This window comes from Ramlibacter montanisoli (assembly GCF_013087525.1).
GTDB lineage: Bacteria > Pseudomonadota > Gammaproteobacteria > Burkholderiales > Burkholderiaceae_C > Ramlibacter > Ramlibacter montanisoli.
In genome coordinates this window covers 1,364,901-1,387,478 of the sequence record NZ_JABFCS010000001.1, presented here as the reverse complement: position 1 = coordinate 1,387,478, position 22,578 = coordinate 1,364,901, and the positions used below count along the sequence as shown (strand labels likewise).

Genomic DNA, 22,578 nt, shown 5'->3' with positions numbered 1-22,578 from the left:
GAGTTTTTTCAAATGAGAGACCCATGGGCTTCCTGTCTGGCAAGAAATTGTTGATCACCGGCGTGCTGTCGAACCGTTCCATCGCCTACGGCATAGCCCGGGCTTGCCACGAGCAAGGCGCGAGCTGGCCTTCAGCTACGTGGGCGAGCGGTTCAAGGACCGCATCGTCGAATTCGCCGCCGAGTTCGGCTCCACCCTCGTGTTCGACTGCGACGTCGGCGACGACGCACAGATCGACAAGCTGTTCAAGGACCTCTCGGCCACCTGGCCGAAGTTCGACGGCTTCGTCCACAGCATCGGCTTCGCCCCGCGGGAGGCGATCGCCGGGGAATTCCTGGACGGCCTGTCCCGCGAGTCCTTCCGGATCGCCCAGGACATCAGCGCCTACAGCTTCCCGGCCATGGCCAAGGCCTCGCTGCCCTACCTGAACGAGAAGGCGGCCCTGCTGACCCTGTCCTACCTGGGCGCCGTGCGCATCGTGCCGCACTACAACACCATGGGACTGGCCAAGGCGGCCCTGGAGGCGTCCGTGCGCTACCTGGCGGGCAACCTCGGTCCCAAGGGGATCCGGGTCAACGGCATCAGCGCCGGCCCGATCAAGACCCTGGCGGCCAGCGGCATCAAGGACTTCGGCAAGCTGCTGGCCATCGTGGAGAAGGGCTCGCCCCTGCGCCGCAACGTCACGATCGAGGACGTCGGCAACGTGGCCGCCTTCCTGCTGAGCGACCTCGCCGGCGGGGTGACCGCCGAGATCACCTACGTGGACGGCGGTTTCAGCCAGACGGCGATCGCGGTCGAGGAATAAGGAAAAGGGGCCCGCGGGCCCCTTCTTCATGCCTTCACGCAATCGGCGTAGTAGCGCCGCTTGCCGTCCGGCCCCTCCTCCGCCACCAGGCCGTGGATGTCGGTCTCGAAGCCCGGGCACTCCTCGTTGAAGGCCCGCGCGAACTTCAGGTAGTCCACGATCTTCTTGTTGAAGACCTCGCCGGGGATCAGCAGCGGGATGCCGGGCGGGTAAGGCGTGATCAGCGCGGTGGTGATGCGGCCTTCCAGGTGGTCGATCTCCACCCGGTCGGTCTTGCGGTGGGCGATGTGCGCGAAGGCGTCGCTCGGCTTCATGGCCGGCTGCAGGTCGCTCAGGTAGATCTCGGTGGACAGGCGCGCGATGTCGTACTTGGCATACAGCTCGTGGACATACTGGCACAGGTCGGCCAGCCCCATGCGTTCGTAGCGCGGGAACTGCTGGCAGAACTCCGGCAGGATCTTCCACATCGGCTGGTTCTTGGCGTATTCGTCCTTGAACTGCTGCAGCGCCGACAGCAGCGTGTTCCAGCGGCCCTTGGTGATGCCGATGGTGAACAGGATGAAGAAGCTGTAGAGGCCGGTCTTCTCCACGATCACGCCATGCTCCGCCAGGAACTTGGTGACGATCGAGGCCGGGATGCCGGTCTTGGCGAACTTGCCGTTCAGGTCCAGGCCGGGCGTGACGATGGTGGACTTGATCGGGTCCAGCATGTTGAAGCCCTCGGCGAGGTTGCCGAAGCCATGCCACTTGGCGGTGCGCGCCTCGCCCTTGATGATCCAGTCGTCGGCGCGGCCGATGCCCGTGTCCACCAGCTTGTCCGGGCCCCAGACCTTGAACCACCAGTCCTTGCCGTACTCCTGGTCCACCTTGCGCATGGCGCGGCGGAAGTCCAGGGCCTCGACGATGGACTCTTCCACCAGCGCGGTGCCGCCGGGCGGCTCCATCATGGCCGCCGCCACGTCGCAGCTGGCGATGATGGCGTACTGCGGGCTGGTGGAGGTGTGCATCAGGAAGGCCTCGTTGAACAGGTGGCGGTCCAGCTTGTTCTCCTCGGCGTCCTGCACCAGCACGTGGCTGGCCTGGCTGATGCCCGCCAGCAGCTTGTGGATCGACTGGGTGGAATACACCAGCGACTTCTGCGGCCGCACCCGCTTCTTGCCCATGGCGTGGAAGCTGCCGTAGAAGGGGTGGAAGCAGGCGTGCGGCAGCCAGGCCTCGTCGAAGTGCAGGGCCTCGACGTAGCCGTCCAGCATGCCCTTGATGGTTTCCGTGTTGTACAGGACGCCGTCGTAGGTCGACTGGGTCAGGGTCAGGATGCGCGGCTTGACCGTCTCCGGGTCCACGCCCGCCAGCAGCGGGTTGGCCTTGATCTTGGCCTTGATCGCTTCCGGCGTGAACTCGCTCTGCGGGATCGGGCCGATGATGCCGAAGTGGTTGCGCGTCGGCTTCAGGAACACGGGGATGGCCCCGGTCATGATGATCGAGTGCAGGATGGACTTGTGGCAGTTGCGGTCCACCACCACCACGTCGCCCGGCGCCACCTCGTGGTGCCAGACCATCTTGTTGGAGGTGCTGGTGCCGTTGGTGACGAAGAAGCAGTGGTCGGCGTTGAAGATCCGCGCCGCGTTGCGCTCGGACGCCGCCACCGGGCCGGTGTGGTCCAGCAGCTGCCCCAGTTCGTCCACCGCGTTGCAGACGTCCGCCCGCAGCATGTTCTCGCCGAAGAACTGGTGGAACATCTGCCCCACCGGCGACTTCAGGAAGGCGACGCCGCCGGAGTGCCCGGGGCAGTGCCAGGAGTAGGAGCCGTCCTCGGCGTAATCGAGCAGCGCCTTGAAGAACGGCGGCTGGATGCCTTCCAGGTAGGCGCGGGCCTCCCGGATGATGTGGCGCGCCATGAACTCCGGCGTGTCCTCGTACATGTGGATGAAGCCGTGCAGCTCCCGCAGAATGTCGTTGGGCAGGTGCTGCGAGGTCTTGGTTTCGCCGTAGATATAGAGCGGCACGTCCGCGTTCTTGCGCCGCACCTCGGTGATGAAGGCGCGCAGGTGGACGACCGCCGGGTCCAGGTCGGGGCCGGGCGTGAACTCCTCGTCGTCGATCGACAGGATGAAGGCGCTGGCGCGGCTTTGCTGCTGCGCGAACTGCGACAGGTCGCCGTAGCTGGTGACCCCCAGCACCTCGAAGCCCTCGGCCTCGATGGCCTGCGCGAGCGCGCGGATGCCGAGTCCGGAGGTGTTCTCCGAGCGGTAGTCTTCGTCGATGATGACGATGGGGAAGCGGAACTTCATGCGGGTCGGTCCAGGGGCGATAAACGCGAACGAAGCGCGAAGTGTATGAAATCCGCAGCGCCCGGTTCGTGCACTGCAGCACTTTTCGCCCACAATGCGCCCAAAGGGGACTTATGGCTGACTCCACACTCTGGTGGCTGCTCGCCGGCGCGGCCGTGGCTACCGAACTGCTGACCGGCACCTTTTACCTGCTGATGTTCGCCATCGGGCTGGCCGCGGCGGCGCTGGCCGCGCACGCGGGCGCCTCGCTGGCCACCCAGCTGGTGGTGGCCGCCGTCATCGGCGGCGGGGCCGTCGCCGGCTGGCACGTGCTGCGCGGGCGCGGCAAGGGAGCCGCTGCCGCCGGCGCGAACCTGGACTTCGACGCCGGCGAGCATGTCCACGTGGAAGCGTGGAGCGCCGACAACACCTGCACCGTCCGCTACCGCGGCACGACCTGGACGGCCGTGCCGGCCGAAGGCACGCCCCAAGGCACCGGAACGCACCGGGTGCGCCAGGTGGACGGCAGCCGGCTGGTGCTGGAAAAGATCTGAGGAGGAAGAAGAAATGGAAATCGCGCTGGTCCTGGTCGTCATCGTCGGCATCTTCATCGCCAAGGGCATCCGGGTGGTGCCGCAGCAGAACGCCTGGGTGGTGGAGCGGCTGGGGAAATACCACGCCACCCTCACCCCGGGCCTGAGCATCATCATCCCCTTCATCGACCGCGTCGCCTACAAGCACAGCCTGAAGGAGATCCCGCTGGACGTGCCCAGCCAGGTCTGCATCACGCGCGACAACACCCAGCTTGCAGGTTGATGGAATTTTGTATTTTCAGGTCACGGATCCGACGCGCGCCAGCTACGGAAGCTCTAATTACATCGTGGCCGTCACCCAGCTGGCCCAGACTTCGCTGCGCAGCGTGATCGGCAAGCTGGAACTGGACAAGACCTTCGAGGAACGCGACATCATCAACGCGCAGGTCGTGCAGGCCATCGACGAGGCGGCGCTGAACTGGGGCGTGAAGGTGCTGCGCTACGAGATCAAGGACCTGACCCCGCCCAAGGAGATCCTGCATGCCATGCAGGCGCAGATCACCGCGGAGCGGGAAAAGCGCGCCCTGATCGCGGCCTCCGAAGGCCGCCGCCAGGAGCAGATCAACATCGCCACCGGCGAGCGCGAGGCCTTCATCGCCCGTTCGGAAGGCGAGAAGCAGGCCGAGATCAACAAGGCCCAGGGCGAGGCGGCGGCAATCATCGCCGTGGCCGACGCCACCGCCGAGGCCATCCGCAAGGTGGCGGAGGCGATCCGCCAGCCGGGCGGCGAGCAGGCCGTGCAACTGAAGGTGGCGGAACGCGCCGTGGATGCCTTCGGCAAGGTGGCGGAGGACGCGACCACCACCCTGGTGATCCCGGCCAACATGAGCGAGGTCTCGGGGCTGATCGCTTCGGCGATGAAGATGATTTCGAGCGTGCGGGGCAACCCGGTCACGCCGGCCGCCGCGCCCGCACCGGCGCCTCAGGTGTCGTCGGAGTGGGGCCGCGAGTTGCGGTAAGGGGCGTTCAGGGGCTGGGACGCGAGCGCAGCCCGCTGGGCAGCAGGTCGGCGAACAGGAAACTGAGCTCGTCGATCCGCTCGCGCGCGCCCATCTCCCCGTGCGTGCGTGACAGCAGTTGCATGATCTCCCCCGCATGAACCACAGCGCCTGCAGCTCCGTCGCATAGCGGATGCGGCGCGCCAGGCCGGCGGCACGCTCCCCGGGTCGTGCTCCGTCAGCGCCAGCATGGCCTCCCGGATCTGGTCCATGGTCGCCGGGTCGTCCACCCGCGGCCTGGCCGTGCTGACGCTGAACATCGCGTAGATGCTGCTCCTCAGGTCTTTGGTCTTGAACCAGCGCATGGGGGAATCCTTTTTCGATCAGCCGGCATCTCGGGGGCTGGGGTTCGCGTTCGTGGGGTTGTTCAGGTCCAGGAGCTCGGCGACCGCCAGTTCGGCGAAGCGCGCCGGAACCGGGTGGGGTGCAGCCATGTCGCCGAGCCTGGCGAAGGTGAAGAGCACCGGCGCTTCGCCGCGCGCACCTTCCAGGCGCGGCACACCGAATTTCAGGCGGTGCCGGTCGTCCGGCGGCAGCTTGCCGAGCAGGCTGCGGGTGACCAGGATGGCGCCCATGCGGCTGACGCGAGAAAGCTGCTCCGCGTGATCGGCGGTGTCGCCGACCACGCGGAGCGCCCCTCCCCCGTCGCTCCCACGACGCCCATCCACTCCTGTCCTTCGTCGATGCCCGTGTTGACGCACAGCTCGACGTCCCAGCCCTTGCGCACCTGCCAGCGGTGCGACACCTGGCGCATCGCGTCGCGCGTCTGGTGCGCGGCGGCCAGGGCGTTCCACAGGTAGCTGCTGTCCGCCTGCGGCAGGAAGTAGCAGACCAGCAGTTCGCCGCCCTGCGCGCCGGCGCGGCCGCGATGGCGGCGGAAGATCCGATCGAGCTCGGCCCAGATCTCGTTGAGCAGCTCGAAATATTCCTGGGCGGTGAGCTTGACCCACAGCCCGCTGGCGTCCTGCAGCGTGCCCACCAGCACGGCGACCGGCGTGACCACCGGCGCGGGGCGCGCCGATGCGAGAGGCGCCTGGGCATCGCCAGGCTGCTGCGGCGCGAACGCGAACAGCACGCCTTCGCGGAACTGCACGGCATAGACCCAGCGCGCCGGCAGCCCGCCGCCGGCCGGGATGCTCGCCTGCATGACCAGGCCCGGTTCGGCCTGCCGAGCCTCGTCGAACAGGCGTTGCAGGCGCGCCGCGTCGCTGGGCGGAAGGTCGCGGAACAGGCTGGAGGGCGGGACGCCGCGGCCCTGCGCGACGCGCAGCAGGAAGCGCAGGATGGCATCGCCGCCGCGGGCCTCGTCCACGCCGAGCAGCTGGCTGAAGACGCTGCTGCCCTCCACGGCGGAGCGGTGCGCCAGCGGCGACAGCGCATCGGTGCGCGCCAGCCCGTTGGCCCAGACGATGCGGAAGGAATCGTTGACCAGGAAGGCCGGATGCGCAAGCTGCGCCACCGGCAGGCTCAGGGAGTCCTGCAGCGTGGTGGGGACGCGCGCGGCGCTGGCGGCGGGCTCCGGGGCCGGGGCTACGTGGGGCGGCGGCGCGGGCGCGGGAGTCGGTGCCGGCGCCGGCCCTTGTGCCGGCGGGTGCGCGGCCAGGTGCTCCACGATGCGGGCGATGCTCCAGCCTTCGCGCTTGAGGCGCTGGATCGCCTCCACGCGGGCGATGGTGTCATCGGGGAAGTAGCCGATGCGAGGCGCAGCGCCATGCTCCGGTCCGGGCGGCAGGACCTGGGGCCGCGGCACGAGGCCGCTGGCGATGTAGTTGTTGAGAGTGGCACGCGAGATGCCGGTCCTCTCGATGATCTCCTTGCTTGTGAGCAAGAGCACCTCTGTGTAACTGTATAGACAGAAGGTAGCTCTGCCTGGACAGGGTGTCAACAGTCCAGACGACGATAGTTTGGACAGAACAACATAAAGCCGGGTAAACACCTAAGCTTTGGTTGGCGTTCGGAGGAGAGCAGCTGGCCCAGCCGTCCGTAGACAGTGTCTCGGCGTCTGTCCAATTGATTGCGCTAATTGTCTAAATCTGCCAACTGTCCAACTAACTGTCTAAATATGCTTGGACAGTTGTTGCGGCTCCGTCTTGACGATGCCCTTGTCGCCCTCGTCGAGGATGAACCCGATCCGGCGGGCCCGCAGTTCCTGCTTGCGCACGGCCACCAGCAGCACGTTCAGCTGCGAGGTGTGCTGGATCAGCTGCACCGGCTCGCCCTTGTCGTTCTTGCCGTAGAACACGATCATGTCCGGGCCGAAGTAGCCCATGTCCTCGATGTGGAAGGTGAGGTTCGCGCCGAAGGACACCAGCCGGGCACCGATCTCGTGCTCCTCGTCCAGCCGGCTCTCGAACTGGCGGATGTAGGTGGCCAGCCGCTCGAACATCCAGCGCGCCGGGTTGCCGGCATGGTCCTCCGGACGCGGCAGCGTCGCAGGCAGCGGCGCCACCAGGGCGCTGAGCCGGCAGAGGGCTTCCTCGGTCAGGGGCGGTTCGAGTTCGTCGGACATGGTGGTTCGCGCGCTGCCTTTCCCATGCTAGGCAGTGGCCGGGCGCGCGCCGGTAGGACGGTCCCCGTCCGGCGGGAACGCCCTGCCCGGCCGCGGCGTCTATGGCAAGGTCCACACCGTCGACAACAAGGAGAAACACCATGGATGTGCAAACCATGCTTCGCACCGCCGTCATCCTGCTCGCCGTCACGGCGCTGGGCGGCCTGCTGATGGCCGGCATGCGCTTCAGCGGCCGGCCGCATCCGCCGACCCTGATCACCATGGTCCACGGCCTGCTGGCCGCGTCGGGCCTGACGCTGGTCCTGTACGTGGCCTTCACCGCCGGCCTGCCGGGAAGCGGCTGGATCGGCCTGGTGCTGCTGCTCGCGGCGGTGCTGGGAGGGCTGGTGCTGAACCTGCGCTACCACTGGGAACGGCTGGAACTGCCGATCCCGCTGATCCTGGGTCACGCCGCTGCAGCGGCGATCGGGCTGGTGGTGCTGGCACTCGCCGTGTGGACCAAGGCCGGCTGAAAAAACAAGACCCGCGCAATGCGGGTCATGTTCTTTTCTGGCGGAGAGGGCGGGATTCGAACCCGCGGAGGGCTATTAACCCTCACACGCTTTCCAGGCGTGCGACTTAAACCGCTCATCCACCTCTCCAGCAAGCCTGCGATTGTAGCTCAGGCCGTCACCGCGGCCTTGCGGGCCTCGTCCGGATCGGCCAGCATCGACAGCAGCAGGTTCACGTCCGCGGGCTTGACCATGTGGAAGTCGAAGCCCGCCTGCGCGGAACGCGAGCGGCTCTCCGCCTCGCCGTAGCCGGTGAGCGCGATCAGCAGCGCGTCCTGCGATTCCGGCTGCCGGCGCAGGCCGTGGGCGACCTCGAAGCCGTTCATGCCCGGCAGCCCGATGTCCAGCAGCACCACGTGCGGCTTGAACTCGCGCGCGATGGCCAGCGCCTCCTGCCCCTCGTGCGCCACGCGCACCTGGAAGCCCTCCATCTCCAGCAGCGTCATCAGCGTCTCGGCCGAAGCCTGCAGGTCGTCCACCACCAGGATGCGCGAGGCCGCACCCTGCGAGGGCACCGGCCTGTGCGTGACGCTGGGCAGCGGCTCGGGAGCCGCCGTTCCCACGTGCGCCGGCAGCGCGAGGTTGACCTCGGCGCCCTTCCCCAGGCCTTCGCTGCTGGCCCAGACCCGGCCGCCGTGCAGTTCCACCAGGTGCTTGACGAGCGTCAGGCCGATGCCCAGGCCGCCCTGGGAGCGGTCCAGCGACTGGTCGGCCTGCGCGAACAGGTCGAACATGTGGGGCAGGAATTCGGGCGAGATGCCGGCACCCTCGTCCTTGACGCGGATCGTGAGCTCGCCTTCCCCGTACTGCGCCTCCAGCCGGATCCGGCTCTTGACCGGGGAGAACTTGCAGGCGTTGTTGATCAGGTTGGACAGCACCTGCGACAGCCGCACCGAATCGCCATCGAGCTCGATGCACTCCTGGGGCAGCACGACGTCCAGCACCTGGTCGCGCGCGGCCAGCCGCGGGGCGCTCGCCTCCACCGACCGCTCGATCAGCGTCGTCAGCTGCAGTTTCTCCGGCTTGACGGCCACCTTGCCCTGCACGATGCGCGAGACATCCAGCAGGTCGTCGATCAGCCGAGACATGTGGTCGGCCTGCCGCCCGATCACGTCCCGCGCCCAACCCAGCTTGGGCGGCAGCGACTCGGCGCTGGCCAGGATGTGCACCGCGTTGCGGATGGGAGCCAGGGGTTGCGCAGTTCATGCGCCAGCATGGCCAGGAATTCGTTCTTGCGGCGATCCGCTTCCTGCACCGCCGAATACAGGCGCGCGTTCTCCATGGCGATGGAGGCGCGGCCGGCGAATTCGCGGATCAGCGCGATGCGGGGCGAGTCGAAATGGCTGGCGTCGGCCAGCAGCGCGAGCGCGCCGCGGATCTCGTCGCCGGCCATCAGCGGGCAGATCGCCGCGACCCGGCTGCCCAGGCTCACGAGGTTGAACTGCTTGTGGCGGATCACCTGGTCGGCCGCGCTGCGCAGTTCCGCCGTGAAGACTTCTTCGTCGTCCGCCCGCGGGGCCGGATGCATCTCCAGCCGCCGCACGCCGCCTTCCTTGTCGGGGATGCCCAGGATGGCGCGGTCGCCCAGCATGGGCACGCACAGCGACAGGATGGCCGCGATGGTGTCGTCCATGTGCAGCGACTTGGACAGCACCTGGCTGGCATCGGCCAGGAAGTCCGCGCGGTGGATCGCGTCTTCGGCCGCCGCCCGCGCCGCTTCCGAGCGCGCCAGCGCCTCCCGCTGCGCCGCCTGCTTCTGCAGCTGGCGGTTCATGCGGAACAGCTCCACGAACACGCGCACCTTGGAGCGCAGCACCTCCGGCACCACCGGCGAGGGGATGTAGTCCACCGCGCCCAGCGCGTAGCCGCGCCGCGCCTGGAGTTCGTCCACGTAGGCGGTGATGAAGACGATCGGCGTCTGGGCCGATTTCTTGTACTGCCGGATCAGGCTGGCCGTCTCCAGGCCGTCGATGTCGGGCATGTTGACGTCGAGCAGGATCACCGCGAACTCCATCTCGAGGATGAACTTCAGGGCTTCCTGCCCGGACCGGGCGCTGACGATGTTCTGGTCCAGTTCGTCCAGGACCGTGCGGAAGACGACATGCTTCTCCGGCAAGTCGTCCACCACCAGGATGTTGACCTTTTCCGGGGCCTCCTGCGTCGTCGCAGTGCTCGTCACCAATTCTCCTTACTGCTTTTTTCCTGCCTACTGATGCAGCCACGCGCGCAGCACTGCGAGCAGGTCCGGCGTGTTCACCGGCTTGGCCAGGTAATCCCAGGCCCCTGCCTCGATGCACTTCTCGCGGTCTCCCTTCATCGCCTTCGCGGTGACCGCAATCATAGGCAGGTTGCGGCCTTGCGGGAGCTTGCGGATCTCCTTCATGGTCGCCATGCCGTCCATCTCCGGCATCATGATGTCCATGAGCACGACCTGGATGCCCGGGTCGTTGGCCACCCGGTTGATGGCTTCGCGGCCGTTGTCGGCCCAGACGATGTCCATGCCGTGCTCTTCCAGCACGGTCGCCAGCGCGAAGATGTTGCGCATGTCGTCGTCAACGATGAGCACGCGCTTGCCGGCGAGCGGCTTGGCGGACTCGTAGACGTTGTCGATCACGTTGCGCTTGACCTCGGGCAGCCGGGCCAGGCTGCGGTGCAGCGCGATCAGCGCCGCGTCGAACAGGCGCGCGCCGCCGTGCACTTCCTGCACCGTGATGCCCTCGTCCGAATGCCAGGTGTGGCGGGCGCCCTCCTCGCCGCGGTAGAGGACCAGCGGCACCGGGCCGATGCTCGCCTGCCCCGCGATGGCGCGGCGGTATTCGCGCGGGTCGACGCCGCCGAAGCCGTCCTCCAGCACGACGGCGTCGAAGCGGCCCTCGTCCAGCGCCTGCTGCAGTTGCTGGGCGGACGCCACCACGGTCACGTCGATCTGCTCGCCTTCGACCTGGGCCAGCAGTTCGATGCGGGCGACCTGGTCCTCCAGCGCCACCAGCAGGCTCTTCTCGTTGCGCGAGACGTAGTCGTGCAGCCTCTCGAGCATCCCGTCCAGCACCTCCTTGGAGCGGATCGGCTTCTCGAGGAAGGCCAGCGCTCCGGACTTGAAGGCGCGGTCCTTGCTGTCGTCGGTGGAGATCACGCACACCGGCACGTGGCGCAGGGCCAGGTCGTGCTTCATGCGGTCGAGCACGCGCCAGCCGGCCATGTCCGGCAGGTGCATGTCCAGCGTCACCGCCGAGGGCTTGTGCTGGTTCGCCAGCGTCAGCGCCCCGGCGCCCACCGTGGTCACCAGGCCCTTGAAGCCCTTGTTGCGGGCGGCATCGAGCAGGAAGCGCGCGAAGGCCAGGTCGTTCTCCACGATCAGCAGCACCAGGTCGCCCTGGTGGATGTTCTCGCGGTCGTCATTCGCCAGGTTGTCGGCGGCCACGGCCTCCTCGCCTTCCGCCGGCACGTCCTCGGCGTCCTCCACCAGCTGCTCCTCGGCGACGGCCGCGGACTGCTGCTGCGGCGGGGCGGGCAGGCGCTTGGGCATGGGCGAGACGGTCGGGTCGCCGCGGAAGTCCGAGCTGATGCGGCGGGCCGTGCGCGTGGCCATGTAGACCAGCGGCAGGTACAGGGTGAAGGTGGAGCCCTGCCCCGGCGCGGACACCAGGCGGATCTCGCCACCGAGCAGCTTGGACAGCTCGCGGGAAATCGCCAGGCCCAGGCCGGTGCCGCCGTACTTGCGGCTGGTGGAACCGTCGGCCTGCTGGAAGGCCTCGAAGATGATCTGCTGCTTGTCGGGCGAGATGCCGATGCCGGTGTCCGACACCGAGAAGGCGATCACCTGCTGGGCGCGGTTCAGGTCCTCGTTGTCGTTGCTCCAGCCCGCGAACACCTCCTCCACCGTCAGCGTGACGTGGCCCTGGTGCGTGAACTTGAAGGCGTTGGACAGCAGGTTCTTCAGGATCTGCTGCAGGCGCTTGGCGTCCGTGACCATCGACGCCGGCAGGTTCAGGCCGGTGCGCACGGTGAAGTCCACGTTCTTGGCCTCTGCCACGTGGCGGAAGGTGCGCTCCACGTACAGCTGCAGGTCCGAAAGGCGCAGCTCGTTGACGTCCACCACCACCGTGCCGGACTCGATCTTGGACAGGTCCAGGATGTCGTTGATCAGCATCAGCAGGTCGTTGCCGGACGAGTGGATCGTCTTGGCGAACTCCACCTGCTTGGGCGTGAGGTTGCCTTCGGGGTTCTTGCACAGCTGGTCCGACAGGATCAGCAGCGAGTTCAGCGGCGTGCGCAGCTCGTGGGACATGTTGGCCAGGAACTCCGACTTGTACTTGGAGGTCAGGGCCAGCTGCTTGGCCTTTTCCTCCAGCGCCTGGCGGGCCTGTTCCACTTCCGCGTTCTTGCGCTCCACCTCCTGGTTCTGGTGCGCCAGCAGGCGGGCCTTCTCCTGCAGTTCCTCGTTGGTCTGCTGCAGTTCTTCCTGGCGGGACTGCAGTTCCTGCGCCAGCGACTGCGACTGCGCCAGCAGGTCTTCGGTCCGCATGTTGGCCTCGATCGTGTTGATCACGATGCCGATCGATTCCGTCAGCTGGTCCAGGAAGGCCTGGTGGGTCGGGTTGAAGCGCTCGACCGAGGCCAGCTCGATCACGCCCCGCACCTGGCCTTCGAAGATGATGGGCAGCACCAGCACGTTCAGCGGCGCGGTCTCCGTCAGGCCCGAGACGATCTTCAGGGTCTCCGGGAAGCTGGAGGTCAGCATGATCTTCTTCTTGTCAAAGGCCGCCTGGCCCACGAGGCCCTGCCCCAGGTCGACCTCCTTGCCGTAGGCGCCGTGGCCGTCCGAGGCATACGACGCCATCAGGCGCAGCTTGGGCTGTTCCGCCGTGTAGCGCAGCACGTAGAACTCCGCCTGCTGGGCGCCCACCACGGGCGCCAGCTCGGACAGGATCAGGTGGCCCACCGCGACCAGGTCGCGCTGGCCCTGCAGCATCCGCGAGAACTTGGCCAGGTTGGTCTTCAGCCAGTCCTGCTCGGTGTTCACCTGCGTGGTGTCGCGCAGGTTGCGGATCATCTCGTTGATGGTGTCCTTGAGCGCGGCCACTTCGCCCTGCGCTTCCACCGTGATGGAGCGGGTCAGGTCACCCTGCGTCACGGCAGTCGCCACCTCGGCGATCGCCCGCACCTGGGTGGTGAGGTTGGCGGCCAGCTGGTTCACGTTCTCCGTCAGGCCCTTCCAGGTGCCCGCGGCGCCCGGCACCTTGGCCTGGCCCCCAGCTTGCCTTCCACGCCCACTTCGCGCGCCACGGTCGTCACCTGGTCGGCGAAGGTCGCGAGCGTGTCGGTCATGGAGTTGATGGTGTCGGCCAGCGAGGCGATCTCGCCCTTGGCTTCCACGGTCAGCTTCTGTTCCAGGTCGCCGTTGGCCACCGCGGTCACCACCTTGGCGATGCCGCGCACCTGCGAGGTCAGGTTGCCGGCCATGAAGTTCACGTTGTCGGTGAGGTCCTTCCAGGTGCCGGCCACGCCCTGCACGTAGGCCTGGCCGCCCAGCTTGCCTTCGGTACCCACTTCGCGCGCCACCCGTGTCACTTCCGAGGCGAAGGAGGAGAGCTGGTCCACCATGGTGTTGATGGTGATCTTCAGCTCCGAGATCTCGCCCTTCACGTCCACCGTGATCTTCTTGGACAGGTCGCCGGCCGCCACCGCCTTGGTCACGTCGGCGATGTTGCGCACCTGCGAGGTCAGGTTGCCGGCCATGAAGTTCACGTTGTCCGTGAGGTCCTTCCAGGTGCCGGCCACGCCCTGCACGTAGGCCTGGCCGCCCAGCTTGCCTTCGGTGCCCACCTCCCGCGCCACCCGCGTCACTTCCGAGGCGAAGGAACGCAGCTGGTCCACCATCGTGTTGATGGTGTTCTTCAGCTCAGGATCTCGCCCTTCACGTCCACCGTGATCTTCTTGGACAGGTCGCCGGCCGCCACGGCGGTCGTCACCTCCGCGATGTTCCGCACCTGGGCCGTCAGGTTGCCGGCCATGGAGTTCACCGAATCGGTCAGGTCCTTCCAGGTGCCGGCCACGCCCTGCACGTCGGCCTGGCCGCCCAGCTTGCCTTCGGTACCCACTTCCCGCGCCACCCGGGTCACTTCCGAGGCGAAGGAACGCAGCTGGTCCACCATGGTGTTGATGGTGTTCTTCAGCTCCAGGATCTCGCCCTTCACGTCCACGGTGATCTTCTTGGACAGGTCGCCGGCCGCCACCGCCTTGGTCACGTCGGCGATGTTGCGCACCTGGGCCGTCAGGTTGCCGGCCATGGAGTTCACGTTGTCGGTCAGGTCTTTCCAGGTGCCGGCCACGCCCTGCACTTCCGCCTGGCCGCCCAGCTTGCCTTCGGTACCCACCTCGCGCGCCACCCGCGTCACTTCCGAGGCGAAGGATCGCAGCTGGTCCACCATGGTGTTGATGGTGTTCTTCAGCTCCAGGATCTCGCCCTTCACGTCCACCGTGATCTTCTTGGACAGGTCGCCGGCCGCCACCGCCTTGGTCACGTCGGCGATGTTGCGCACCTGGGCCGTCAGGTTGCCGGCCATCGAGTTCACCGAATCGGTCAGGTCCTTCCAGGTACCGGCCACGCCCTGCACGTCGGCCTGGCCACCCAGCTTGCCTTCGGTACCCACCTCCCGCGCCACCCGCGTCACTTCCGACGCGAACGAGGAGAGCTGGTCCACCATGGTGTTGATGGTGTTCTTCAGCTCCAGGATCTCGCCCTTCACGTCCACGGTGATCTTCTTGGACAGGTCGCCGGCCGCCACCGCCTTGGTCACGTCCGCGATGTTGCGCACCTGCGAGGTCAGGTTGCCGGCCATGAAGTTCACCGACTCGGTCAGGTCCTTCCAGGTACCGGCCACGCCCTGCACGTCGGCCTGCCCTCCCAGTTTTCCTTCGGTACCCACTTCGCGCGCCACGCGGGTCACTTCCGAAGCGAAGGAGGAGAGCTGGTCCACCATCGTGTTGATGGTGTTCTTCAGCTCAGGATCTCGCCCTTCACGTCCACCGTGATCTTCTTGGACAGGTCACCGGCTGCCACGGCGGTCGTCACTTCCGCGATGTTCCGCACCTGGGCCGTGAGGTTGCCGGCCATCGAGTTCACGGAGTCGGTCAGGTCCTTCCAGGTGCCGGCCACGCCCTGCACGTCGGCCTGGCCGCCCAGCTTGCCTTCGGTACCCACCTCGCGCGCCACCCGCGTCACTTCCGAGGCGAAGGATCGCAGCTGGTCCACCATGGTGTTGATGGTGTTCTTCAGCTCCAGGATCTCGCCCTTCACGTCCACGGTGATCTTCTTGGACAGGTCGCCGGCCGCCACCGCCTTGGTCACGTCCGCGATGTTGCGCACCTGGGCCGTCAGGTTGCCGGCCATGGAGTTCACCGAGTCGGTCAGGTCCTTCCAGGTACCGGCCACGCCCTGCACGTCGGCCTGGCCGCCCAGCTTGCCTTCGGTACCCACCTCGCGCGCCACCCGCGTCACTTCCGAGGCGAAGGATCGCAGCTGGTCCACCATGGTGTTGATGGTGTTCTTCAGCTCCAGGATCTCGCCCTTCACGTCCACCGTGATCTTCTTGGACAGGTCGCCGGCCGCCACCGCCTTGGTCACGTCGGCGATGTTGCGCACCTGCGAGGTCAGGTTGCCGGCCATGAAGTTCACCGACTCGGTCAGGTCCTTCCAGGTCCCGGCCACGCCCTGCACGTCGGCCTGGCCGCCCAGCTTGCCTTCGGTGCCCACTTCGCGCGCCACGCGCGTCACTTCCGAAGCGAAGCTTCGCAGCTGGTCCACCATCGTGTTGATGGTGTTCTTCAGTTCCAGGATCTCGCCTTTCACGTCCACCGTGATCTTCTTGGACAGGTCACCGGCCGCCACGGCCTTGGTCACTTCCGCGATGTTCCGAACCTGGGCCGTCAGGTTGCCGGCCATGGAGTTCACGGAGTCGGTCAGGTCCTTCCAGGTTCCGGCCACGCCCTGCACTTCCGCCTGTCCACCCAGCTTCCCTTCGGTACCCACTTCGCGCGCCACCCGCGTCACTTCGGCGGAGAAGGTGCCCAGCTGCTGCACCATCTTGTTGATGGTCATGGCGGTGCGCAGGAATTCGCCTTCCAGCGCGCGCCCGTCGGCCTCCAGGGCCATGGACTTGGACAGGTCGCCCTGGGCCACCGCACCGATCACCCGCGCCACTTCGGACGTCGGGTGCACCAGGTCGGAGATCAGGGAGTTGATCGATTCGGCGGAGTCCCGCCAGAAGCCGTCGGTGCTGGGCATGCTCGCCCGCTCCTTCAGCTTGCCCTCCTTGCCGACCACGCGCGACAGGCGCGAAAGCTCCTGCGACATGCGCACGTTCTGCGCCACGACGTCGTTGAAGGCGTCGGCCACCTTGCCGAACAGGCCGGTCCAGTCGTGCGGCAGTTCCGCGCCCGAGTTGCCCTTCTTCAGTTCGGTGAGTCCGCCCAGCAGCGTGCGCGTGCGCTCGCCGGTGAGTTCCACTTCGTCCAGCAGGCTGTTGACGCTGGCGACGTTCTCCTGCCAGAAACCGGTGAGCTTGTCGTCGGACACCCGGCGGCCCGCCTTGGCGCCGGTATGGGGGCCGGCCGCGACCGACTTCAGCCGCGTGCAGGTGCGGCCGGTCTGCGACGACAGCTCGTTGAATTCCGCGGCGATCTTCCCGAACAGACCATCCCACTCCGTGGGCAGCGTCACGCCTTGCTCGCCGCGTCGGAAGGCCGACAGGGCCTTCAGCACCAACTTCAAGTCCCCGTCTCGATGCTCAGCGGCAGGCAGTTTCGCCAGAACTTCCATGTGATCCCCCATTGGTAAGCAACTGTTGGCACGCCAACAGGAAGGAGGAGGGTACCGGCTTACGCATCACCCTTCAACACGACAGGAACCCGGAATGGGCTGCAAAGCCAGTACTGGCGCGGACTGTAGGAAGGCTCCCACGTCAAAAGCTCCCCGAGACTACAGTGACGCAGCAAGCCTGCAACGGGGCTGCCGGCACGAGGCGAAAACGAAGAAGGCCGCCCGTGGGCGGCCTTCGGATACACGGAGTTACCGTGGATCAGCTGATCACATCGGCGTCTTCTTGCCTTCCTTGTACGTGTACAGGGTCGTCGCCGCGTTCTTCAGCTCGCCGTTGGCTTCGAAGGCGATCGTGGAGGTCACGCCCTTGTAGTTGGTCTTGGCGAGTTCCTTGGTGTAGACCTTGGGGTCCACGGAGTTGGCGCGCTTCATCGCGTCGACCAGCACGAAGGTCGCGTCGTAGGTGTACGGGCTGTAGACCTGGAACTGGTTGGGGTACTTCTTGTCGTACTTGTCCTTCCAGGCCGTGCCGCCGGGCATCTTGGCCAGCGAGGCACCGCCTTCGGCGCAGACCACGTTGCCCAGCGTCTTGGCGCCGGCCGACAGCTTGGCGATTTCCGCCGTGCAGATGCCGTCGCCGCCGAAGTACTTGACGTTGCCCATGCCCAGCTGCTCCATCTGGCGCAGCATCGGGCCGGCCTGGGGATCCATGCCGCCGAAGAAGATGGCGTCGGGATTCTTGGCCTTGATGGCGGTCAGGATGGCCATGAAGTCGGTGGCCTTGTCGTTGGTGAACTGCTCGTCGACGACCGTCATGCCCTTGGACACGGCGGTCTTCTTGAACACTTCGGCGACGCCCTGGCCGTAGGCGGTGCGGTCGTCGATGATCGCGACCTTCTTCAGCTTCAGCTTGTCCGCGGCATGCAGGGCCAGCGCAGCGCCCAGGGCGTTGTCGTTGGCGATGATGCGGTAGGTGGTCTTGTAGGCCGGCTTGGTCAGGTTGGGGTTGGTGGCCGCGCCCGTGACGTGCGGGATGCCGCAGTCGTTGTAGACCTTGGAAGCGGGGATGGTCGTGCCGGAGTTCAGGTGCCCCACGACGCCGGAAACCTTGGCGTCGCACAGCTTCTGGGCGGCGGCCGTGCCCTGCTTCGGGTCGGCGGCGTCGTCTTCGGCCTGGATCTCGAACTTGATCGTCTTGCCGCCGATCTTGATCTTCTGCGCGTTCAGGTCCTCGATGGCCATGCGGACGCCGTTCTCGTTGTCCTTGCCGTAGTGGGCCTGCGCGCCGGACAGCGGCGCGACGTGACCGATCTTGACGACCTGCTCCTGGGCGCCCGCAACGCCGCAAGCGGCGGCGATGGCCATGGCGGCCGTCAATTTCAGTTGGAATTGCATGTAGAAACCTCCGGGTTGGGAAATGGGTTGAGTCCGTTGTTCTTGCTCAACGGGCGGCACGTTAGCGCAATTTCCGGACCCGAACCATAGGGTTAGGCCGGGGTCGTCAGCGAAACGCGAACTTCGTTGCCGGGTGTCAAACGTCCCCGGCGTCGGCGCGTTGACGCGCCTGCATCTCTTCGGCGACAGCTTCGGCCACCAGTTCGTGGATCACGCTTTCGAGGCGCTCGCGCAACAGCGGCACCATCGCGCTGCTCTGTTCCAGCACCACCGTGGCGATGGCTTCGCGCAGCCGCCGGTCCAGGGCGAGGTCCACGCGCTGCAGCACGCGCTGGGCGAGCTGGTCGGCGGACAGCCCGGGCGCCGCCGCCAGGGGCACCGGCCCGGACTGCACCACTTCGGTCAGGGTCGGCACGAAACGCGGCGGTGTGCGTGTGGCCATCAGGTGCCCTCCTTGGCGGCCAGGTCGTGCCGCTTGATCGCATAGCCCCGGTCGGCGTAGTGCTTCCAGCGCGTGCGCGCCTGCTGCCGGTCCTCGTCGTCCTGCGTCACCACCTCGATCAGGCGCTCGAAGCGCTCGAAGCCGTCGGGGACGCGCGTGCCCAGGTTCACCAGCACCTCCTGGTGCGGCGTGGCGCGCGGCGCGTCGGCCAGCACGATCGGCGACGCGGCCAGCACCTGCGCGTCGGCCGACGCGGCATGGCAGTGGGGCAGGAACTCCAGCGCCGAGAAGGTCCACAGCTCGGTGTCCAGCGCCCGCAGCAGGTCCGCTTCGCCGGTCACCACCACCTTCGCGCCGCTGCCGGCGGCCTTGCGCAGCAGCCGGCAGGCGTAGCCCAGCTTGTCCGGCACGTTGAAGTGGAAGGCGACCTCGGTCATCGTCGCGGTCAGGCGGCGGCGCGCCGCCTGGGCTTCGCCGGGGCGGGCTTGCCCTTGGCCGCCGGGGCGCGCTTGCCGCCGGAGCCCGCAGCCTCTTGCGTCAGCAGGTATTCCAGCAGCAGGCCCACCGGCCGCCCGGTGGAACCCTTGGACGCGCCGCCCTTCCAGGCGGTGCCGGCGATGTCCAGGTGCGCCCAGGGATAGTTCTGCGTGAAGCGATGCAGGAACTTCGCCGCCACCACGGCGCCGCCCGCGCGTCCGGCGACGTTCGCCACGTCGGCGAAATTCGTCTTCAGCCCTTCGGCGTATTCGTCGTCCAGCGGCAGGCGCCAGCATGGATCGAGCGCGGCCTCGCCGGCGTCCAGCAGCTGCTGCGCCAGTTCGTCGTCGGTGGCGAACAGGCCGCTGCGCACCCCGCCCAGCGCCACCACGCAGGCCCCCGTGAGGGTGGCGATGTCGATCACGGCGCGCGGCTTGAAGCGCTCGGCATAGGTCAGCGCGTCGCACAGGATCAGGCGGCCTTCCGCATCGGTGTTCAGCACCTCGATGGTCTGGCCGCTCATGCTGGTGAGGATGTCGCCCGGCTTGTAGGAGGCGCCATCGGGCATGTTCTCGCAGGCGGGAATCAGGCCGACCACGTTCAGCTTCGGCTTGAGTTCCGCGAGCGCGCGGAAGGTGCCCAGAACGCTGGCCGCGCCACCCATGTCGTACTTCATCTCGTCCATCTCGGCCGAGGGCTTGATGGAGATGCCGCCGGTGTCGAAGGTGATGCCCTTGCCCACCAGCACCACCGGCGCCGCCCCTTGCCCGCGCCTTCGTAGCGCAGGACGATGAAGCGCAGCGGCTCGGCCGAACCCTTGGCCACGCTCATGAAGGACCCCATGCCGACGCGCGCGACCTCCTTGGGCCCCATCACTTCCACCGGGAAGCCGTGGGCCTTGCCCAGGCGGGCGGCCTCCTCGCCCAGGCGCGTGGGCGTCGCGTAGTTCGGCGGCAGGTTGCCCAGCTCGCGCGCGAACTCGATGCCGATGGCGGTGGCCTTGGCGCGCAGGAAGGCAGCCTTGTGGGCACCGGCGTCGTCGACGCCGACCACGACCTTCTTCAGCTCGCGCGCTTCCGGCTTGGACTTGGTGGCCACGTACACGTAGCTGCTTTCCGCCGTGCCGCAGACGGCCGCGCGCACCGCCTCGGCGCCGCTGCGGCGCGGCAGCACGATGGTGAGCTTGCGCGCGGTGGTGGAGCGCAGCGCGCCGGTGGCGGCCTGCACCGCGGCGTGCAGCTTCTTGCCCGAGCCGTCGCCGGCACCGGCCAGGATCACCCGGGAGGCGGCGATCCCCTCGGCCCGGTAGGCGTGCAGCATCTTGCCGGGCTTGGGTTCGAGGTCGCGCGCGGCGAGCGCGGCGGCGACCAGCCTGGAGACGGGATCCTTGCCCGCCTGGAAACCTTCCGTGACCAGCACCAGCAGCACGTCGGTCTTCTCGTTGGCCGCACCTGCAAGGTCGAGGGTCTTGAGTTCGAAGTCCATAATCCCTTGTTGTTCATAGCGCCGGATGCGCCCGCCGATGTTATTCCATTCAACCGTTCGCAAGGAGCTGGCCCGCAGTTTCGGGGCCTCGCTCGTGGTGCTGGTCACCATCGTGATGACGATGACCCTGATCCGTACCCTGAGCCTTGCCAGCCGCGGCAGCATCAACCCCGAGGAAGTGATGATGGTGATGGGCTACACCGTCCTGGGCTACCTGCCCACCATCCTCACGCTGTCGCTGTTCATCGCCATCGTCGGCACGCTCTCGCGCATGTACCGCGACAGCGAGATGGTGATCTGGTTCTCGGCGGGCCGCGGCCTGTCCTCGCTGGTGCGGCCGCTGTTCGGTTTCTCCTGGCCGGTGCTGCTGGTGATCGCCCTGCTGGCCCTGGTGATCTGGCCCTGGGCGAACCAGCAGACGCAGGAGCTGAAGGACCGGTATGGCCGCCGCGGCGACCTCGAGCGGGTCGCGCCCGGGCAGTTCCAGGAGTCGGCCAGCGGCCGGCGCGTGTTCTTCCTGGACAAGGACACGCCGGACAACAAGTCGGGCCGCAACATCTTCATTTCCACCGTGGAGAAGGACAAGGAGACGGTCACCTCCGCGCGCAGCGGCCGGGTGGAAACCATCGGCGACGAGCAGTTCCTGCTGCTGTCCAACGGCCAGCGGCTGGAGACGTCGCTCAAGGGCGAGGGCCTGCGCATCAGCGAGTTCGAGCAGCATGGCACCCGCGTGCGCGAGAACAACCTGATCGGCGGCGACGAAAGCCCGGCCAAGGCGCGTTCGACCCTCGACCTGGTGCTCAACCCGACCCCGGCGAACAAGGGCGAGCTGGCCTGGCGCCTGGGTCTGGCGCTGGCCGGCATCAACTTCGTGCTGCTGGCGGTCACAGTCTCCAGCGTCAACCCGCGCGTGGGCCGCAGCGGCAACCTGGTGTTCGCGCTGTTCGCCTTCGTCGTGTATTTCAACCTGCTGAACCTGGGGCAGAACTGGATCTCGCGCGAGCGCGCCGGCTTCCTGGCCTTCCTGCTGATCGTGCACGGCGGCACCTTCACGGCGGCCTCGCTCTGGCTGGCCAAGCAGCACAACAACTGGACGGTCCGGCCGCTGCTGCTGCGCGCGGGGGGAAGGCCGCGTGAGGACGATCCGCCGCCTGATCTACGTCGAGGTCCTGTATGCCGTCGCCTTCGTGAGCGTCGGCTTTCTGGCCCTGTTCTTCTTCTTCGACTTCGTCGACGAGCTGGGCAACCTGGGCCGCGGCATGCAGCCCTACCGGCTGACGCAGGCGCTGATCTACGTGGCGCTGCGCATGCCCAGCCACCTGTACGAGCTGCTGCCGATCGCCGTGCTGATCGGAACCATCTTCGTGATGGCGCGGCTGGCGCAAAGCTCCGAATACACCATCCTGCGCACCAGCGGCCTCGGTCCCTGGCGCGCGCTGCGGGCGCTGTTCGGCCTGGGCCTGGCCTTCACCATCCTGACCTTCGCCACCGGCGACTACCTGGCGCCGCTGTCGGACCGCACGGCGCAGCTGCTCAAGTCGCGGCTGGGCGGCGGCCTGTCGATCGGCACCACCGGCGCCTGGCTGAAGGAGCGGCAGCGCTACCTCTCGTACAACGTGAACGTGTTCCGCCTCACGCCCGAGGGCCAGATGGAGAAGGTGCGGATCTTCGAGGCCGATTCGCGCGGCTTCCTGGTGTCGATCACGCAGGCCGGCCAGGCCAGCTTCGGCGAAGGCGCCTGGACCCTGAGGGACGTGGAACGCACCGAGTTCAACACCAACGAAGGCGCCTCGCGCGTGGAGCGCCTGAAGCTGCCGACGATGCGCTGGCCCAGCGAGATCACGCAGGAGATGGTGTCGGTGGCGCTCCTGAAGCCCGAGCGCATGAGCACCATCGCCCTGTTCCAGTACATCCGGCACCTGGAGGCGAACTCGCAGACATCGCAGCGCTACGAGATCGAGTTCTGGCGCAAGGTGTTCTATCCGCTGTCCTGCATGGTGATGGTGGTGCTGGCCCTGCCCTTTGCCTACCTGCACTTCCGCTCGGGCGGAATCACCAGCTACGTGTTCGGTGGCGTGCTGATCGGCATCAGCTTCTTCCTGCTGAACAACGTGTTCGGCTACATCGGCAACCTGCAGAACTGGGTGCCCTGGGTGGCGGCGGGGGCGCCGGGCATCATCTACACCTTCTTCTCGCTGGCGGCCTTCAGCTGGCTGGTGCTGCGGCGCTGAC

At 67.2% G+C, this 22,578-nt stretch carries 16 protein-coding genes, 1 tRNA gene and 4 pseudogenes; 6 read left to right on the top strand and 15 right to left on the bottom strand.

Annotation, left to right across the window (positions count from 1 at the left end; translation table 11 throughout):
• Positions 1 to 23 precede the first annotated feature (23 nt).
• Positions 24 to 805, top strand: a pseudogene (fabI, locus tag HK415_RS07090) (enoyl-ACP reductase FabI).
• Positions 806 to 831: 26 nt separating this feature from the next.
• On the opposite strand, the gene HK415_RS07085 reads toward fabI, so the two are convergent.
• Positions 832 to 3,096, bottom strand: coding sequence for an arginine/lysine/ornithine decarboxylase (locus HK415_RS07085; protein ID WP_171557690.1), 2,265 nt, complete (start codon positions 3,094 to 3,096; stop codon positions 832 to 834).
• A 113-nt stretch (positions 3,097 to 3,209) separates the two neighbouring features.
• Between HK415_RS07085 and HK415_RS07080 the strand changes: the two genes are divergently transcribed.
• Together HK415_RS07080 and HK415_RS07075 are read left to right on the top strand one after the other, a co-directional pair.
• Complete coding sequence (locus HK415_RS07080) at positions 3,210 to 3,629, top strand: NfeD family protein (RefSeq protein ID WP_171557688.1); 420 nt, start codon at positions 3,210 to 3,212, stop codon at positions 3,627 to 3,629.
• A gap of 13 nt (positions 3,630 to 3,642) precedes the next feature.
• Positions 3,643 to 4,627 (top strand): annotated as a pseudogene (locus HK415_RS07075) (SPFH domain-containing protein).
• A gap of 362 nt (positions 4,628 to 4,989) precedes the next feature.
• Here the strand turns inward: HK415_RS07075 and HK415_RS07070 are convergent.
• From HK415_RS07070 to HK415_RS07060, 3 genes are all read right to left on the bottom strand, one after another.
• Positions 4,990 to 5,241 (bottom strand): hypothetical protein, encoded by a 252-nt coding sequence (locus tag HK415_RS07070; protein WP_171557685.1) that lies wholly within the window; start codon positions 5,239 to 5,241, stop codon positions 4,990 to 4,992.
• Entirely contained in the window at positions 5,175 to 6,500 is a 1,326-nt protein-coding gene (locus HK415_RS07065) for a MerR family transcriptional regulator (protein ID WP_216369748.1), read from the bottom strand. The genes HK415_RS07070 and HK415_RS07065 overlap by 67 nt, the downstream gene beginning before the upstream one ends.
• 222 nt (positions 6,501 to 6,722) lie before the next feature.
• Positions 6,723 to 7,175, bottom strand: a complete 453-nt coding sequence (locus tag HK415_RS07060; protein ID WP_171557680.1) for a DUF6173 family protein — start codon at positions 7,173 to 7,175, stop codon at positions 6,723 to 6,725.
• 140 nt (positions 7,176 to 7,315) lie between these two features.
• Here HK415_RS07060 and HK415_RS07055 point away from each other — a divergent pair, with 140 nt between their 5' ends.
• A complete protein-coding gene (locus HK415_RS07055; RefSeq protein ID WP_171557678.1) occupies positions 7,316 to 7,687 on the top strand; it encodes a hypothetical protein in 372 nt (123 codons plus the stop codon).
• A 38-nt stretch (positions 7,688 to 7,725) separates the two neighbouring features.
• Here the strand turns inward: HK415_RS07055 and HK415_RS07050 are convergent.
• The 11 genes and pseudogenes from HK415_RS07050 to HK415_RS07015 form a co-directional block, all read right to left on the bottom strand.
• A tRNA-Ser gene (locus HK415_RS07050) sits at positions 7,726 to 7,816 on the bottom strand.
• Between the two features lie 20 nt (positions 7,817 to 7,836).
• Entirely contained in the window at positions 7,837 to 8,895 is a 1,059-nt protein-coding gene (locus tag HK415_RS07045) for a hybrid sensor histidine kinase/response regulator (protein WP_171557676.1), read from the bottom strand.
• The gene (locus HK415_RS07040; RefSeq protein ID WP_171557673.1) at positions 8,835 to 9,905 is read right to left on the bottom strand and encodes a response regulator; all 1,071 of its coding nucleotides are present in this window, start codon (positions 9,903 to 9,905) and stop codon (positions 8,835 to 8,837) included. Before HK415_RS07040 ends, HK415_RS07045 begins: the two co-directional genes overlap by 61 nt.
• Positions 9,906 to 9,932: 27 nt before the next feature.
• The gene (locus tag HK415_RS27430; protein ID WP_216370074.1) at positions 9,933 to 12,965 is read right to left on the bottom strand and encodes a response regulator; all 3,033 of its coding nucleotides are present in this window, start codon (positions 12,963 to 12,965) and stop codon (positions 9,933 to 9,935) included.
• Positions 12,932 to 13,606, bottom strand: a complete 675-nt coding sequence (locus HK415_RS27425) for a HAMP domain-containing protein (RefSeq protein WP_216370073.1) — start codon at positions 13,604 to 13,606, stop codon at positions 12,932 to 12,934. Before HK415_RS27425 ends, HK415_RS27430 begins: the two co-directional genes overlap by 34 nt.
• A gap of 17 nt (positions 13,607 to 13,623) precedes the next feature.
• Entirely contained in the window at positions 13,624 to 14,709 is a 1,086-nt protein-coding gene (locus tag HK415_RS27420) for a HAMP domain-containing protein (RefSeq protein WP_444965405.1), read from the bottom strand.
• A 17-nt stretch (positions 14,710 to 14,726) separates the two neighbouring features.
• Positions 14,727 to 16,547 (bottom strand): HAMP domain-containing protein, encoded by a 1,821-nt coding sequence (locus tag HK415_RS27415; protein ID WP_444965404.1) that lies wholly within the window; start codon positions 16,545 to 16,547, stop codon positions 14,727 to 14,729.
• Between the two features lie 267 nt (positions 16,548 to 16,814).
• On the bottom strand, positions 16,815 to 17,942 hold the full coding sequence (locus tag HK415_RS07030) for a branched-chain amino acid ABC transporter substrate-binding protein (protein ID WP_171557670.1): 1,128 nt from the start codon (positions 17,940 to 17,942) through the stop codon (positions 16,815 to 16,817).
• Between the two features lie 136 nt (positions 17,943 to 18,078).
• A complete protein-coding gene (locus HK415_RS07025) occupies positions 18,079 to 18,384 on the bottom strand; it encodes a hypothetical protein (protein ID WP_171557668.1) in 306 nt (101 codons plus the stop codon).
• Entirely contained in the window at positions 18,384 to 18,821 is a 438-nt protein-coding gene (locus HK415_RS07020; protein ID WP_171557665.1) for a DNA polymerase III subunit chi, read from the bottom strand. The genes HK415_RS07025 and HK415_RS07020 overlap by 1 nt, the downstream gene beginning before the upstream one ends.
• Before the next feature lie 8 nt (positions 18,822 to 18,829).
• Positions 18,830 to 20,346, bottom strand: a pseudogene (locus tag HK415_RS07015) (leucyl aminopeptidase).
• 25 nt (positions 20,347 to 20,371) lie between these two features.
• Between HK415_RS07015 and lptF the strand changes: the two are divergent.
• Positions 20,372 to 21,364: pseudogene (lptF, locus tag HK415_RS07010) on the top strand (LPS export ABC transporter permease LptF); the annotation flags it as partial.
• Positions 21,365 to 21,479: 115 nt separating this feature from the next.
• Positions 21,480 to 22,577, top strand: coding sequence for an LPS export ABC transporter permease LptG (gene lptG / locus HK415_RS07005; RefSeq protein WP_171557663.1), 1,098 nt, complete (start codon positions 21,480 to 21,482; stop codon positions 22,575 to 22,577).
• Position 22,578 lies beyond the last annotated feature (1 nt).

Bases quoted from the DNA above. Each gene is read 5' to 3' on its own strand.
- HK415_RS07085 (WP_171557690.1), bottom strand. From the start codon at position 3,096: ATGAAGTTCCGCTTCCCCATCGTCATCATCGACGAAGACTACCGCTCG.
- HK415_RS07080 (WP_171557688.1), top strand. From the start codon at position 3,210: ATGGCTGACTCCACACTCTGGTGGCTGCTCGCCGGCGCGGCCGTGGCT.
- HK415_RS07070 (WP_171557685.1), bottom strand. From the start codon at position 5,241: ATGGGCGCCATCCTGGTCACCCGCAGCCTGCTCGGCAAGCTGCCGCCG.
- HK415_RS07060 (WP_171557680.1), bottom strand. From the start codon at position 7,175: ATGTCCGACGAACTCGAACCGCCCCTGACCGAGGAAGCCCTCTGCCGG.
- HK415_RS07055 (WP_171557678.1), top strand. From the start codon at position 7,316: ATGGATGTGCAAACCATGCTTCGCACCGCCGTCATCCTGCTCGCCGTC.
- HK415_RS27425 (WP_216370073.1), bottom strand. From the start codon at position 13,606: ATGGTGGACCAGCTGCGTTCCTTCGCCTCGGAAGTGACGCGGGTGGCG.
- HK415_RS27420 (WP_444965405.1), bottom strand. From the start codon at position 14,709: ATGGTGGACCAGCTCTCCTCCTTCGCTTCGGAAGTGACCCGCGTGGCG.
- HK415_RS27415 (WP_444965404.1), bottom strand. From the start codon at position 16,547: ATGGAAGTTCTGGCGAAACTGCCTGCCGCTGAGCATCGAGACGGGGAC.
- HK415_RS07030 (WP_171557670.1), bottom strand. From the start codon at position 17,942: ATGCAATTCCAACTGAAATTGACGGCCGCCATGGCCATCGCCGCCGCT.
- HK415_RS07025 (WP_171557668.1), bottom strand. From the start codon at position 18,384: ATGGCCACACGCACACCGCCGCGTTTCGTGCCGACCCTGACCGAAGTG.
- HK415_RS07020 (WP_171557665.1), bottom strand. From the start codon at position 18,821: ATGACCGAGGTCGCCTTCCACTTCAACGTGCCGGACAAGCTGGGCTAC.